This window comes from Faecalibacterium sp. BIOML-A4 (genome assembly GCF_009679665.1).
Classification (GTDB): Bacteria; Bacillota; Clostridia; order Oscillospirales; family Ruminococcaceae; genus Faecalibacterium; species Faecalibacterium taiwanense.
The window spans coordinates 1-13911 of the sequence record NZ_WKZG01000017.1 but is presented as its reverse complement, the minus strand read 5'-3'; the positions used below and the strand labels follow the sequence as shown (position 1 = coordinate 13911).

The window sequence follows — 13911 nt, the reverse complement described above, 5'->3', positions numbered from 1 at the left end:
CCGGGTCATTCCTTGGGCTCCTTCGGTTTGCGGGTGCGTTTTGCGGGTGCTTTTTCCGCCTTGGGTTCTGCCTCTGCCTTGGGCTTGCGTCCGCGCTTTTTGGGTGCTTCCTCGGCCTTTTCCGGCTCAACCTTTGCCTTGCGGGCGGTCTTTTTCACCGGCTTTTCCTCTGCAGCGGCAGCTTCTGCCTTGGGCTTGCGGCCCGGCTTCTTTACCACCTTTGCTGCAGCTTTCTCCGCAGCGGTCTTTGCCTTTTTGGCTGCGGTCTTTTTTCCCGCCTTATCGGTCTTGTCCGCTGCGGCCTTGCGGGTGCGCTTGGCGGGCACTTCAAAATACAGGGTGCTCATGGGCGGCAGGGTGATGGTGATGCTCTGCTCAAACCCGTGCATCGGCTTTTTGTGGGTGCGCACGGCCTTGTTGTGGACTGCGCCGGAACCGCCGAACTCTGCATCGTCGCTGTTCAGGATCTCCTTGTAGGAGCCTGCCACCGGTGCGCCCAGAGTGTAGCCCTCGCGCAGGACGGGGTTGAAGTTGCACACCACAAGGATCTGCTTGCCGGAAGTGTCCTTGCGCAGGAAGGCGATGACGCTCTGCTGCGAGTCATCCGGCACGATCCACTGGAAGCCCTCCCAGCTGTAATCCACCTGCCAGAAGGCGGGGTGCTCCTTGTAGAAGGCGTTCAGGGTCTTGACGTAGGTCTGCAGCTCGGTGTGCTTATCGTAGCCCAGCAGCATCCAGTCCAGCGGCTTTGTCTCGTTCCACTCGGCGAACTGGCCGAACTCCTGACCCATGAACAGCAGCTTCTTGCCCGGGTGGGCCATCATGTAGCCAAAGAAGGTGCGCAGGTTTGCAAACTTGGCGTCGTACTCGCCGGGCATCTTGTTGATCAGGCTGCCCTTGCCGTGCACCACCTCATCGTGGCTGATGGGCAGCACAAAGTTCTCGCTGAAGGCGTAGAAGAAGCTGAAGGTGACCTTGTTGTGGTTGCCGGAACGGAAGAGCGGGTCAGTCTTCATGTAGCTGAGCATATCGTTCATCCAGCCCATGTTCCACTTGAAGTTGAAACCAAGGCCGCCGTCCGATGCAGGCTTTGTGACCATGGGCCATGCAGTGGATTCTTCCGCGATCATGTACTTGTGGGGGTGACGGCCCAGCACGGTGTCGTTCAGCTTGCGCAGGAAAGCAACAGCCTCCAGATTTTCCTTGCCGCCGTCCTTGTTCGGCTCCCACTCGCCCTGCTTGCGGTTATAGTCCAGATACAGCATGGATGCCACCGCGTCCACGCGCAGACCGTCGATATGGTACTGCTCCAGCCAATACAGTGCGCTGGAGATCAGGAAGCTCTGCACCTCGCTGCGGCCGAAGTCGAACACCATGGTGCCCCACTCCTTATGTTCGCCGCGCTTCGGATTCGGGTCCTCGTAGCAGGCTTCGCCATCAAAGTTGTACAGGCCGAACTGATCCTTCGGGAAGTGAGCAGGCACCCAGTCCATGATCACACCAATGCCGGCGGCATGGAGCTTATCCACAAAGGCCATCAGGTCCTTGGGGGTGCCGTAGCGGCTGGTGGGTGCAAAATAGCCGGTGACCTGATAGCCCCAGCTGCCGTCAAACGGATATTCCATGACCGGCAGCAGTTCCACATGGGTATAGCCCATCTCTGTGATATACGGGATCAGCTCGTCTGCCAGCTCGGAATAATTGTAGGGCTTACCGCCCTCCTTCATCTTCCAGCTGCCGGCGTGCATCTCGTAAATATTCATCGGGCTGTTGATCACATCAGCCTTTTTCTGTGCTGCCTGCCATGCATCATCGTGCCACGCAAAACCACTGATATCGTAGACCTTGCTGCCGTTGGACGGGCGGGTCTCGGCGTGGAACGCATAGGGATCGGCCTTATAGACCAGATCACCTGCGCGGGTGGTCACGCAGTATTTATAAACATCATATTCCTTCATGCCCGGGATGAACAATTCCCATACGGAATCGCCATCCACCTTGCGCATCGGGTGGCTGCCCGGCTTCCAGCTGTTAAAGTCGCCCACCACGCTGATGGCTACAGCATGGGGTGCCCACACGCGGAACACCACACCTGCTTCACCGGCACGCGTTTCCATGTGTGCGCCAAAGTAGCGGTATGCTTCACAGTTATTGCCCTGTTTGAACAGATACACCGGCAGGTCCGATGCATTGCTCTGGATCTTCTCCTCGGTCGGTTTCATAGACTGCTCCTCCCCGTACAGATGCACAAAGCGCACCTGTAGCTTTTTACCCTTTTATATTAAAGAATTTCGGTCTGTTTTTCAAGAGTTTCGCCGCATTTTACTGTAAAATTTACCATAATCTTTTCGTTGATATTTTTTCCTTATATACATACCCGCCAAATTTTTACAAATTTTATGGTGAATCCTGCCAATCTGACAATAAAAAAGAGCCTCTGCGCACCCTCCCAAAGGGAAGGTGTACAGAAGCTCTCTGTTTCTGTTGAAAATTTTCAGTTCCGGTTTCCCCGGTTCTTTTCAGCCTGCTCAGTCCACCACGTAGACATTCACCTGAATGGCTCCATTGATCACGCTCTCGGCGTAGGTCTCGTAGAACAGGTCCACAAGAATCTGGCCCTTCTGCACGGCGATGCCGGTATCGGTAGCCACCGCATAGCCGTACACGAACTTGCCGTCGGTGGAGGTGATATACAGCTTGGTGCCGTAGGGGATCACATCCGGGTCCACAGCCACAGTGCCGTAGCCCAGACCCAGACCGGAAGAACCCTTGCCGGTCTTGGAATAGTAGCCGGTGGCCTTGCCGGTGAGCACCTTGCTGTAAGAGGCGGGTGCATTGGTGGTGCCGTCCGGGCCGGTCAGCGGGGAGACCGGCGCGCCTGCGCCATAGGTCTTTACGATGTGGTTGGTCGGCTCCACAGTGGTGGTGGAATCCACCACGATGCTGTTTTCCAGCTCGCCGTCCACATAGCGGTCGCGGGTGGTGATAGTCTGCTGGCCTTCCGCACCATGGCGCACCGTGGTGGCGCGGCCGGTGTTGCGGAAATACAGGCTGGTGTAGACGTACTCGGTATCGTAGGGGATGGCCTGCGTCTCCACACGGTCGGTGTAGTCCACGCGGTGCACCGTGATGGTGGAACCTGCGCTCACCAGCTGGTCCAGAGCAGGCTCGGTGTAGTCGTCACCCTCCAGGGTGATACCGGCACGCTTCAGGGCATCCGCCACGGTGCCGAACACCATTTTGACGGGGTACTCCTGACCGTCGGCAGTGATGCTGACGGAGAATGCGCGCTCAATGTTCAGGGCGGCAAGATTGCCGCTGTAGGCCGTGTAATAGACCTGATCGCCCTCTTCGGACTGGATGCCGGAAAGGTTCATAACCTGTGCAGGGTCGGTCTCGGAGGTAAGGATCACCTGCCGGGCACCATTGGAGTCTGTGACGTAGGTCAGCCGCAGATTCGCAGCGGTCACACTGAGTGTAGCCACAAGGCACACGACCATGACACAAAACGCCAGCACACGGGGAGAGACTGCATGCTTGCAGTCAGACAATGCTTTCTTCAATTTTACGGAAGCGATACGAGACAACTCCTCTCTTTTCAAAATTGGCTGCGGCTGCGGACATGTTTTTCATGCCCCGGCCGCCCGGACTGCGGGGCGGGCAGAAGCCATCTGGCCCCACAATCAAATACGATGCCCTCTTTTTGGTAAAATCGAGCATCGTATACAATTTGGACTCCGCTGCGGAGGGTGCAGTTACCCTCCCGGCCCGGACCCCATCTGCCCGCGCCGCGCCGTATATAAGACGGCTTTTTACTTCATCCAGATAATTTTTAAACGCTGCAACGTCTGTTGGTTCCGTTGAGCGGCTCTTATTTTACCAGTCCAATGGCCATTTGTCAAATCACCTTCTCATACTTTGTTAGTTTTTTGACGTTGTTTTTTGTGCAACTTTAACATTGTTTTCTCCAAAATATTGTTTTTTCGGTTATTTCCTTCCGATTTTCGACCTGTTTTCTGGGGTGTTTTGTTCACGAATTTTTAACATTTATTTTGGACTTTTTGCACCGGAAACTGCACTTTTGGGTTCGTTTTCCCATGCGGCAAGCGGCCAAAAATCGCTGGTTTTCCGTACAAAGCCACCTCTTTTTCATCCCATTTTTCACCCACAAAGAACTGTGCGAATTACTCATGAAAAGCGCCTCCCGGCAAAATGCCGAAGCACAGAAATTTGTGCAGCAAAAGACCACACTGGCAGCTGCCGGGCAGCGGCTGTACAATCAAACAAAAAACAGAAAGGAAGGTTTTCAAGTGAACATCAAGATCATTCAAAGGCAGTGCGGCGGCACTGAATTTCTGTCCCAGCCGCACCGCCTGCACCTCGGTGCACAGAACGCTGCCGGTGTGGACGAGCTGTGCTTCACGCTGCCGGAAGCATGGGCCGGGTGCACCGTTGCGCTCTACCTGCGCCGCAGCGACGGCACCCTGCTGGCACCGGTCTCACTGGACACGCAGCACTGCGTCACCGTGGACCGCCGCCTGACCGGAAGCACCGGCGGACAGTGGATGCTGGCAGCCATCGATGCCAGCGGCTACGCCGCCTATACCCGGCCCGGCAGCTACGACACCTACGCCATCCTGCCCACCGACGGCGGCGCGGAAGAGCTGCCGCCCTCGCAGTATGAGCAGTTCGTGGCGCGTGTGCTGGAAAGTGCCAGTACCGCTTCCACCGCCGCGCAGCGTGCCGCAGCCAGTGCTGCAAGCACGGCATCCAATGCGGCACAGGCCCAGACCGCGGCACAGCGCACCAGCGCCGACAGTGCCGCTGCATCCCGCTGTGCAGCCCGTGCCGAGGCTGCTGCCGCACGGGCAGAGGAGCTGGTGCCTACCGACGGTCAGGTAGTGAGCGTGAACGGCAAAAGCGGCATCGTAAAACTGACGGCGCAGGATGTGGGGGCGCTTCCCTGCCCGGCAGTTCCGGTCTCCGGCCAGCTGCTTCGGGTGCTGAGCGTGGACCCCAACACCGGGGCCGTGTTGACCGATACTGCCGCCATGCCGGATCTGTCGCCCTATCTGCGCAGCAGCACGGTGCCCACGGCTTCGGCCCCCGGCGCAGTGCGGGTGGACCCCGCCTGCGGCATCAACGTGCGCAGCGACGGAACCCTGATCATCGCACCAGCTGCCCGCGAACAGCTGGACAGCATGACGGATGCACTTCTGCCGCTGACCGCAGCCCTGCTGCCTTATGGCGTGAAGAAGGCTCTGACCACCGCCGCAGCCGCCGGGGAATGGACCGCTGCCGAAAAGGCAAACGCCCTGCGCACCTTCGGTGCCGATTTTTCTTCCTATTATACAAAGGAAGATGTCGATGCTCTGCTGGCCGCACCCAGCTCCGCTGCCTACCCGGTGGGCAGCATCTACCAGAGCACCGACCCCACCAGCCCTGCCGCCCTGTTTGGCGGCACATGGGAGCAGATCGCATCGGAGCGCGTGCTGATGGGTGCCAGCAGCAGCCACGCAGCGGGCACCACAGTAAAGGCCGGACTGCCGAACATCACAGGCTCTTTTGTCGCGGATGTAAAAAAGGGTGAACATAAGGTATCCGGCGCATTCACTGCCGGCAACGTGATCGCATCTACGGGCGAATACAATTCCTTTTCTGATGTATATAAGTTCAGTCTGGATGCATCCAAGTCTAATGCCATCTACGGCCGCAGCGCCACCGTGCAGCCTGCCGCCTACTATGTGCACATCTGGCGGCGCGTGGCCTGAGAAAGGAGGTTTTGAACCATGAAGATCATTGACGAGAACGGTGCAGCCATTGAAAACCCTGACCTGACGCTTGGGTATCTGGTGGACGACACCGAGCCAGTGGAGCACCCCGCCGTGGAAGGCGTGGAGGAAGTGAGCCACTACGAGACCGTAACGGAGTATCCCGGCGGCGGCAGGGATGTGCGGAAGGTCATCGACGTGCCGGGCGTGCCTGCGCAGGCCGCATGGACCGAACAGGTGCCGGTGCAGAGATACATCCGCTATACGGAAGAAGAATTGGCCGCGCGGGAAAAAGAGCGCCGGCAGGCCGAGGAAGCAGCCCGTCTGCCCGAGACGATTGCCAGCCTGACCTGCCAGCTGACCGACCTGCAGCTGGCCCTGTGTGAACTGTACGAAGGAGGTGGTGTGTAATGGCAAGGATCTATGCGGCCCTGATCCGCAAGGGCATCAAAACGCTGGAGGATGTGCCCGCCCGGCTGAGGGATGCCGTGGCAGCGCTGCTGCAGGAGGACGGCCATGCTTAACGTTTACTCCCGCGCAAGGGATGGCGAAACGCTGCTGAGCCGCAGCTTCCGCGCAAAGGAATTTGCCTGCAAAGACGGCACCGACCCTTTGTTTGTGGACAGCGAACTGGTGCAGGTGCTGCAGGCCATCCGTGACCATTTTGGCGCACCGGTGGTCATTACCAGCGGCTACCGCACCGCTGCACACAACAGGGCTGTGGGCGGGGCGGTTTACAGCCAGCATCAGTATGGCCGTGCCGCGGATATCCGGGTGTCCGGCGTGCCGGTGGAGCAGCTTGCCGCCTACGCCGAGACCCTGCTGCCCGGCACCGGCGGCATCGGCCGCTACCCCGCAAAAGGCTTTGTCCATGTGGATGTGCGCAAAGCAAAAAGCCGGTGGGCCGGGTAAAGGCGGTGAACGGAATGGAAACGATCTTATCCGCTGTCATTGCCGGGGCCGTGACCCTGATCGGCGTGCTGATCGCCAACAGCCGCAGTCAGGCCGTGACCGACACCAAGCTCGAAGAGCTGACCCGCGAGGTGCGCGAGCATAACAATTTTGCCCGCCGCGTACCGATTTTAGAAGAACAGATGAAGGTGGCCAACCACCGCATCGCTGACCTTGAACAAAATGAGAAAGTGAGGAATTGATATGAACTTTGGTAAAATTTCTGCCGCCACCATCGCCCGCACCGCTGTGCTGCTGCTTGCCCTGACCAATCAGGTGCTGAGCGCTCTGGGCAAACCTATGCTGCCCATTGAGAGCCAGACTGTGGAACAGCTGGTGACCGCCGGCATCACCACCGTGGCCGCGCTGATCAGCTGGTGGAACAACAACAGCTTCACCTCTGCAGCCATTCAGGCCGATGCCGAATACGCCCGCCTGAAGCAGAAAAGTGAGTGAGAAAGCCCTCGAAGCAGTGTATCAGTAGTACTTTTTGACTGAAAAGTATTACTGATGCAGTCATCTTTCACAGCAGCCCCGGAAGGCACCCAGACAGCCTTTCCGGGGCTTTTTTTGCTGCCCGGATGATTCGTTCACGCAGATTCAAGAACGTTTCGCGCAGGTTTCGATGACTTTCGCACTGAAATCATGTATAATCCGGGCAGAAGCAAATCGGAAAAGAGCAGTCAAGAGACTGTAAGCGCCCCCTGACGCCCCAACGTAAAGGGGCTGTTGCAAAATAGTCCCAACAAAAAATGAGATAGGTTTCCCCGAAAGGGGGTGCCTATCTCATTTTTTGTTGTAAACTGAGATTGTGAAAAAACAGATAGAACCCGCGCGCTGGGTGCATTGCAGCATACCAGAGCGCGGGTTCTCTTTGATCTATAAAGTTTAATCGTCGTCGCTGTCCAGCTTGAGCACAGCGGTAAAGGCTTCACTGGGCAGGGAAACGCTGCCCAGCTGACGCATCTTCTTTTTGCCTTCCTTCTGCTTTTCCAGCAGCTTCTTTTTGCGGGAGATGTCGCCGCCGTAGCACTTGGCAAGCACGTCCTTGCGCATGGCCTTGACCGTTTCACGGGCAATGATCTTTCCGCCGATGGCGGCCTGTACCGGGATCTCGAACAGGTTGCGGGGGATGTTATCCCGCAGCTTTTCGCAGATGCGGCGGCCCTTGGCGTAAGCGTTATCGCGGAACACGATCATGGACAGCGCGTCCACAGGGTCGCCATTGAGCAGGAAGTCCAGCTTGACAAGGTCGCTCTCGCGGTACTCCTTAAACTCGTAATCGTAGCTGGCGTAGCCCCGGCTGCGGCTCTTGATGGCATCAAAGAAGTCGTACACGATCTCGCCCAGCGGCAGAGCATAGTGCAGATCAACCCGCACATCGTCCAGATACTTCATGTCGATCAGCACGCCGCGCTTGTTCTGGCACAGATCCATCAGGCCGCCCACATAGTCGTTGGGGGTGTACAGGTGAACATCCACAAAAGGCTCTTCCTGCTTGACGATGTTGGAGGGGTCGGGGTAGCTGGAAGGATTGTCGATCATCTCCACAGTGCCGTCGGTCAGGGTAAGGCGGTAGCGCACGCTGGGCGTGGTGGTGATGATATCCAGATCGAACTCGCGTTCCAGACGCTCGGTGATGATCTCCATGTGCAGCAGGCCAAGGAAGCCGCAGCGGAAACCGAAGCCCAGCGCGGCGCTGGTCTCCAGCTCAAAGGTGAGGGAGGCGTCGTTCAACTGCAGCTTTTCCAGTGCATCCTTCAGATCCGGGTACTTGGCACCGTCGGCGGGGTAGATGCCGCAGAACACCATGGGCTTGACCTGACGGTAGCCGGGCAGTGCTTCGGCGGTGGGATTATTGGCCAGCGTGACGGTATCGCCCACGCGGGTGTCCTGCACGGTCTTGATGCTGGCGGTCAGATAGCCGACCTCACCAGCCTGCAGCTGGGCACAGGGAGAAAGGTTGGTAGCACCCATGTGGCCCACTTCTACCAGCGTGAACTCCGCGCCGGTGGCCATCATGCGGATGGTATCGCCGGGCTTCACGGTGCCCTCAAACACACGGATATAGACGATAACGCCCTTGTAGCTGTCGTAGATGCTGTCGAAGATCAGCGCCTTCAGCGGGGCATCCGGGTCGCCAGTGGGAGCAGGAATGTCGGTGACGACACGCTCCAGCACCTGATCCACATTCAGGCCGGTCTTGGCAGAGACGCGGGGCGCATCCAGACAGGGCAGGCCGATCACGTCCTCCACCTCCTGCGCCACCTCGTCCGGGTGGGCGCTGGGCAGGTCGATCTTATTCAGGATGGGCACCAGTTCCAGATCATGCTCCAGCGCCATGTAGGTGTTGGCCAGCGTCTGAGCTTCCACGCCCTGGGTGGCATCCACCACAAGGATGGCGCCCTCGCAGGCGGCCAGACTGCGGCTGACCTCGTAGGCAAAGTCCACGTGGCCCGGGGTATCGATGAGGTTGAACTCGTAGGTCTTGCCGTCCTTGGCGGTATAGTTCATGGTGACAGCGCGGGCCTTGATGGTGATGCCGCGCTCGCGCTCAATGTCCATGTTGTCCAAAATCTGGTCTTCCATGGTGCGCTCGTCCACACTCTTGGTCAGCTCCAGAATACGGTCCGACAGGGTGGATTTGCCGTGGTCGATGTGTGCAATGATGCAGAAATTGCGGATATTGTCTCTTGCCATGTAGTTCCTCCGGGAGAAATTTAAGCTTCCAGTATCCAGTCCTCGACATCCACGATCTTTCCGTGCTCGAGGTAGACGCGGGGCACGCGGCGGGACACGCCGCACAGCACCTCGTAGGAAATGGTGTCGGTCTTGCGGGCGATGGTCTCGGCAGTATCACTGACGCTGCCGCCCCACAGGATGGCTTCGTCGCCCTCGTGGATGTCCGGGATACCGGTCACATCCACCATCATCTGGTCCATGCACACGCGGCCCAGCACCGGGCAGGCCTTGCCGTGGATCTCCACGATGCCCTTGCCGCAGCTCAGCTGGCGGGGATAACCGTCCGCATAACCGGTGCACAGGGTGGCCACCAGCGTGGGCTTATCGGCGGTGAAGCGGCGGCCATAGCTGGCGCTCTGACCGGGCTGCATTTCCTTGACCATGCTCACCACGGTCTTGAGGGTCATCACCGGCCGGAACTGCCCAAAGCGCACCTCGTCGCTGGGGTCGTAGCCGTAGAGGATGATGCCGGGCCGCGCCATGCAGCGCTCCCGGGCCAATCCCTCGGGCCAGTCCGGGTGCAGCATCACGCCCGCAGAGTTGTCACAGTGGACGGTCTGCGGCTCGCGGCCTGCCGCCTTGAGCGCATGGAACGCTCTGACGAACAGTGCGTGCTGCTCCGCGGTGTAGGCAACGTTCTCTTCGGCGGTGTCGTCGGCCACCGAGAAGTGCTGGAACAGGCCGGTCATCTCAAGGCCCGGCAGCACACACACAGCCAGCATTTCGCGGATGGCGGCATCAAAATCGGTGCGCAGGGCAAAGCCGATGCGGCCCATGCCGGTATCTGCCTTGAGGTGGATCTTTACTCTGCCGCCTGCCTTTACGGCAGCAGCGGAAAGGTTCTGCGCCTGTTCGGTGGAGTAGCACGCTACGGTGATATCCTCGTGGATGAGGGTCTGGGCGTACTCCGGCTGAACATGGCCCAAAATAAGGATGGGCAGAGTCTGCCCGTCCTGACGCAGCTGCACGGCCTCGGTCAGGCAGCTCACTGCCAGCCATGCTGCACCCTCCTGCGCAAAAACGCGGGCACACTGCACAGCGCCGTGGCCATAGCTGTCGGCCTTGACCACCGCGCACAGCGGCAGTTCACCGGCCCGGGCTTTGACGGCCCGGAAGTTATGCCGCAGGGCATCGAGGTCGATCTCGGCCCAGACGTGTTTTTCAAAAGGTTGAGTCTTCATGATTCATTCTTCCTCGTTTGTAATTGCAAAGCTGCCGCGCCCGGTGTGGACGGGCCGCCAGCCATCGATGCCGCTCTCCTGCAGTGCGTGCAGGGTTTTCTGGCGGAAAGCGTGGTCGGTGCGGCAGCGCTCCTTGACGAACTCCTTGGTCTGTTCGCGCACGGTCACGCCGTCGGCAGGGCAGACGCTCTTGACGATGGGCAGCCCCTCGGCGTTCACTGCGGAAATGACCTCCTGCTCGGTGGCCAGCAGCATGGGCCGGATGAGGGTGAGGTCCCGGCGCGAAAGATAAGTGACCGGCGAGAAGCAGCCGATGCGGCCCTCCCGCCAGAGATTCATGTAAAAGGTCTCCACGGCATCGTCCAGATGGTGGCCCAGCGCCACCTTGTTGCAGCCCAGTTCCTGCGCTGCCGTGTGCAGCGCGCCGCGCCGCAGCTTGGCGCACAGGGCGCAGGGGTTCTTCTCCTTGCGGTAGTCGAACACTACAGGGCCGATCTCGGTACGGCGGATCTCATAGGGGATATCGTACTGGGCAAACAGCTCCTGCAATACGGTGTAATCCATGGGCCTGCCGCCGAACTGCGGGTCCAGCGTGACGGCCTGCACCGTAAAATCAAAGCCGATGTACTTGCGCAGTTCGGCAAGGCCGATGGTAAGGGCCACGCTGTCCTTGCCGCCGGAAACGCCCACCATCACTTTATCGCCAGGGGCGATCATTTCATAGTCCTGCACAGCCTTGCGCATCAGGCCGCACAGACGCTGCATCGCACGGGAACTGCTCATGACAGGGTCACACTTTCCACAAGATTCACAATGTCGTTGATGGAGGCCAGTTTGGTCAGGCCGGAAACATACACCACGTCACCGCTGGGGTAGGTAATGGTGGCCAGCACCGCATAATACGCCTGAATGTCGCAGCGCACGGCCTCCACCTCGGCACCGTCCACGGTCAGGTTCACCTTGCGGGGCTTGATGACGCCATAGGCCTGCTTGAGGTCCTTCTCGGACGCATCGATAAAGTCCGCGTAGCTGTCGGCAGTGCCGCGCTGCAGCAGCACAGCTTCGTAGTCCTCACCGTCGGCGCTGTCTGCCGTGGCGAGTTCCAGCACGGTACCAAGGGTGCTGTCCTCGGTCATCTGGCATACCTTCCAGATGGAACTGTCATAGTAGACGGAAACGCCGTTTGTGCCGGTGTAGTGGGTGTCCGGGTTTGCGGGCACGCTGCGGTTGACCAGCAGCGTTAAAATAATGTAAGCAATGATGCCCAGAGCAACAAAGATGCCCATAGCGGCCAGAAGCTTGGAGGTGCGGCGCTGGGCAGAGGCGTTGTGGTCGATGTCGTTTGGCATGTAAAAAATTCTCCTTGTATCAGTGCGCAGCAAAAGCTGCCATATCCTTTATAGTATACCACACCGGCAGACAAAATTGTAGCGGGCAGCGGCAGAAAATGTGCGGCCGTGGGCAGAAAATTTTGCAGAAAATGCGTTTTTAGAAATAATGAGAATTCAAGAGAAAACGTGAGATTTTGCAAGATTGAAAAAATTACAATGAAAAAATCAAAAAATGCTGTTGACAGGCACCTTTTTATGATGTATACTGACACTCGCGCCCCAGAAAGGCGCCTGAAACGTACAAAAAGCTTATCAGGAGGAAATAGATATGAGCACTACTCTCGTGAAGCCCGCTGAAGTCGAGCGCAAGTGGTACCTGCTCGACGCTGCCGGCAAGAGCCTGGGCCACGTCGCTGCTGAGGCCGCTGTTCTGCTGCGCGGCAAGCAGAAGGTCGATTATACCCCCAACGTGGACTGCGGCGATTTCGTTGTTGTCATCAACTGCGATCAGGCTGTTCTGACCGGCAAGAAGGCTGAGCAGAAGTTCCACATCACCCACAGCAAGTACATCGGCGGCCTGAAGAAGGTCCAGTACAGCAAGCTGATGGCTGAGCACAGCGATCTGGCCATGACCTACGCTGTCAAGGGCATGATCCCTTCCAACACCATCGGTGCTAAGGCTCTGACCCGCCTGCACTGCTACCAGGGTGCCGAGCACGCTCACGCAGCTCAGAAGCCCGAGAAGATCGAGTTCTAAGAAGGAGGCAATCGAACATGTACGAAACCAAACCTTATTTCTACGGCACTGGTCGTCGTAAGGATTCCGTTGCCCGCGTTCGTGTTTACACCGGCACTGGCAAGATCACCATCAACGATCGTGATATCGACAACTACTTTGGTCTGGAGACCCTGAAGCTGATCGTCCGTTCTCCGCTGGTCCTGCTGGGCCTGGAGGGCAAGTACGATGTCGTCGTCCGCGTTTCCGGCGGCGGTGTTTCCGGTCAGGCTGGCGCTATCCGCCACGGCCTGAGCCGCGCTCTGCTGCAGCAGAACGAGGAGAACCGTGCTGCTCTGAAGAAGGAAGGCTTCCTGACCCGCGATCCTCGTATGAAGGAACGTAAGAAATACGGTCTGAAGGCTGCCCGTCGTGCACCTCAGTTCTCTAAGCGCTGATTTTACCCGTATTGCAAACTTTGCAGCTCTGCCTTGGCAGAGCTGCTTTTTTATTGCAAGTTTTCTGCGACTGCACTGACAGGCTGCTGGCCCAGCGGCATCAGCAGTTCAGAGCAGACAAAAAATGCAGTAAAGACTGCACTGAAAGCGGCAGTTGAGCAAAGCGAGGATTCTTATAATCTGGTCGAAAACAAAGCGCTGGGCGTAAAAGCACGGGCCATTCTGGAGGCATATCTTAAGGAAGTTGAGGCTGGATACACGGATGTCTTTGAGCCTCAGAATGTAACCCATATTTGGCCGACAGATGTAACTGTCGGTGACGACGGATTCGGAACGGCTGTCTTTTCCATGCCGGAGAATGCTGTTGATCCGCAGGCGTGGAAAAGAGCTGCGAATGCATTGGTGGCAAATTTTCTGTATTATTATCAATACAATGGCAATACTGTTGAGTACTGCGTTGAAATTGTGAAGCAGGAGGCCGCAGATGGACAAGGTGAAGCGGCAGACTATATGGTGATTTTTGCCAAAAAACATGATGGGGAGGAAGGCGGAGAAATCTGGACGCCGCCGGCACTCTGATATTTTTTGATACCAGCATCCCTGTATAAACCCGGAGAAAAAGATTTGACAAAGCTTTCCGGCAAAAGAAAAACGCTTCAGAATTTCTTCTGAAGCGTTTTTGTTCAAGTCGGCGACTACCTATTTTCACGCGCCGTTTCCAGCGAACTATCTTCGGCACAAGTGAGCTTAACTTCTGTGTTC

At 57.8% G+C, this 13911-nt stretch carries 15 protein-coding genes; 9 read left to right on the top strand and 6 right to left on the bottom strand.

Annotated elements, in window-relative coordinates:
• Positions 1-5: 5 nt before the first annotated feature.
• On the bottom strand, positions 6-2222 hold the full coding sequence (gene glgB, locus GKG34_RS11645; RefSeq protein ID WP_154256291.1) for a 1,4-alpha-glucan branching protein GlgB: 2217 nt from the start codon (positions 2220-2222) through the stop codon (positions 6-8).
• Positions 2223-2528: 306 nt separating this feature from the next.
• Positions 2529-3551, bottom strand: coding sequence for a 3D domain-containing protein (locus GKG34_RS11640; RefSeq protein WP_242702886.1), 1023 nt, complete (start codon positions 3549-3551; stop codon positions 2529-2531).
• Between the two features lie 759 nt (positions 3552-4310).
• Between GKG34_RS11640 and GKG34_RS11635 the strand changes: the two genes are divergently transcribed.
• The 6 genes from GKG34_RS11635 to GKG34_RS11615 are packed head-to-tail and all read left to right on the top strand — an operon-like array spanning position 4311 to position 7178.
• A complete protein-coding gene (locus GKG34_RS11635) occupies positions 4311-5771 on the top strand; it encodes a hypothetical protein (RefSeq protein WP_143405583.1) in 1461 nt (486 codons plus the stop codon).
• Between the two features lie 18 nt (positions 5772-5789).
• Positions 5790-6182: a hypothetical protein gene (locus GKG34_RS11630; protein WP_154256289.1), complete on the top strand. Its 393-nt coding sequence runs from the start codon at positions 5790-5792 to the stop codon at positions 6180-6182.
• Entirely contained in the window at positions 6182-6295 is a 114-nt protein-coding gene (locus GKG34_RS16085) for a CD1375 family protein (RefSeq protein ID WP_263287078.1), read from the top strand. Before GKG34_RS11630 ends, GKG34_RS16085 begins: the two co-directional genes overlap by 1 nt.
• The gene (locus GKG34_RS11625) at positions 6288-6683 is read left to right on the top strand and encodes a D-Ala-D-Ala carboxypeptidase family metallohydrolase (RefSeq protein WP_005938138.1); all 396 of its coding nucleotides are present in this window, start codon (positions 6288-6290) and stop codon (positions 6681-6683) included. The genes GKG34_RS16085 and GKG34_RS11625 overlap by 8 nt, the downstream gene beginning before the upstream one ends.
• A 14-nt stretch (positions 6684-6697) precedes the next feature.
• Positions 6698-6925: a hypothetical protein gene (locus GKG34_RS11620; RefSeq protein WP_044953283.1), complete on the top strand. Its 228-nt coding sequence runs from the start codon at positions 6698-6700 to the stop codon at positions 6923-6925.
• A 1-nt stretch (position 6926) separates the two neighbouring features.
• A complete protein-coding gene (locus GKG34_RS11615; protein ID WP_005938144.1) occupies positions 6927-7178 on the top strand; it encodes a phage holin in 252 nt (83 codons plus the stop codon).
• A 432-nt stretch (positions 7179-7610) separates the two neighbouring features.
• On the opposite strand, the gene lepA is transcribed toward GKG34_RS11615, so the two are convergent.
• From lepA to GKG34_RS11595, 4 genes are read right to left on the bottom strand one after another with little or no spacing between them, the layout of a single operon-like run.
• Positions 7611-9422: a translation elongation factor 4 gene (lepA, locus tag GKG34_RS11610; protein WP_097774375.1), complete on the bottom strand. Its 1812-nt coding sequence runs from the start codon at positions 9420-9422 to the stop codon at positions 7611-7613.
• A 20-nt stretch (positions 9423-9442) separates the two neighbouring features.
• Positions 9443-10645 carry an alanine racemase gene (gene alr / locus GKG34_RS11605; protein WP_154256287.1) on the bottom strand — a complete coding sequence of 401 codons (1203 nt, stop codon included), beginning with the start codon at positions 10643-10645 and terminating at the stop codon, positions 9443-9445.
• 3 nt (positions 10646-10648) lie between these two features.
• Positions 10649-11428 (bottom strand): tRNA 2-thiocytidine biosynthesis TtcA family protein, encoded by a 780-nt coding sequence (locus tag GKG34_RS11600; RefSeq protein ID WP_005938152.1) that lies wholly within the window; start codon positions 11426-11428, stop codon positions 10649-10651.
• Positions 11425-11994 (bottom strand): hypothetical protein, encoded by a 570-nt coding sequence (locus GKG34_RS11595; protein ID WP_005938154.1) that lies wholly within the window; start codon positions 11992-11994, stop codon positions 11425-11427. Before GKG34_RS11595 ends, GKG34_RS11600 begins: the two co-directional genes overlap by 4 nt.
• 310 nt (positions 11995-12304) lie before the next feature.
• On the opposite strand from GKG34_RS11595, the gene rplM reads away from it, so the two are divergent.
• The 3 genes from rplM to GKG34_RS11580 are packed head-to-tail and all read left to right on the top strand — an operon-like array spanning position 12305 to position 13728.
• Positions 12305-12733, top strand: coding sequence for a 50S ribosomal protein L13 (gene rplM / locus GKG34_RS11590; RefSeq protein ID WP_005938158.1), 429 nt, complete (start codon positions 12305-12307; stop codon positions 12731-12733).
• Between the two features lie 17 nt (positions 12734-12750).
• Positions 12751-13149: a 30S ribosomal protein S9 gene (rpsI, locus tag GKG34_RS11585; protein WP_005938160.1), complete on the top strand. Its 399-nt coding sequence runs from the start codon at positions 12751-12753 to the stop codon at positions 13147-13149.
• A 33-nt stretch (positions 13150-13182) separates the two neighbouring features.
• The gene (locus GKG34_RS11580) at positions 13183-13728 is read left to right on the top strand and encodes a hypothetical protein (RefSeq protein WP_154256285.1); all 546 of its coding nucleotides are present in this window, start codon (positions 13183-13185) and stop codon (positions 13726-13728) included.
• Positions 13729-13911: the final 183 nt, after the last annotated feature.

Coding starts and splice junctions, on each gene's coding strand:
- lepA (WP_097774375.1), bottom strand. CDS start 9,422: ATGGCAAGAGACAATATCCGCAATTTCTGCATCATTGCACACATCGAC.
- GKG34_RS11620 (WP_044953283.1), top strand. CDS start 6,698: ATGGAAACGATCTTATCCGCTGTCATTGCCGGGGCCGTGACCCTGATC.
- GKG34_RS11595 (WP_005938154.1), bottom strand. CDS start 11,994: ATGCCAAACGACATCGACCACAACGCCTCTGCCCAGCGCCGCACCTCC.
- GKG34_RS16085 (WP_263287078.1), top strand. CDS start 6,182: ATGGCAAGGATCTATGCGGCCCTGATCCGCAAGGGCATCAAAACGCTG.
- GKG34_RS11615 (WP_005938144.1), top strand. CDS start 6,927: ATGAACTTTGGTAAAATTTCTGCCGCCACCATCGCCCGCACCGCTGTG.
- glgB (WP_154256291.1), bottom strand. CDS start 2,222: ATGAAACCGACCGAGGAGAAGATCCAGAGCAATGCATCGGACCTGCCG.
- GKG34_RS11630 (WP_154256289.1), top strand. CDS start 5,790: ATGAAGATCATTGACGAGAACGGTGCAGCCATTGAAAACCCTGACCTG.
- rplM (WP_005938158.1), top strand. CDS start 12,305: ATGAGCACTACTCTCGTGAAGCCCGCTGAAGTCGAGCGCAAGTGGTAC.
- GKG34_RS11625 (WP_005938138.1), top strand. CDS start 6,288: ATGCTTAACGTTTACTCCCGCGCAAGGGATGGCGAAACGCTGCTGAGC.
- GKG34_RS11600 (WP_005938152.1), bottom strand. CDS start 11,428: ATGAGCAGTTCCCGTGCGATGCAGCGTCTGTGCGGCCTGATGCGCAAG.
- rpsI (WP_005938160.1), top strand. CDS start 12,751: ATGTACGAAACCAAACCTTATTTCTACGGCACTGGTCGTCGTAAGGAT.
- alr (WP_154256287.1), bottom strand. CDS start 10,645: ATGAAGACTCAACCTTTTGAAAAACACGTCTGGGCCGAGATCGACCTC.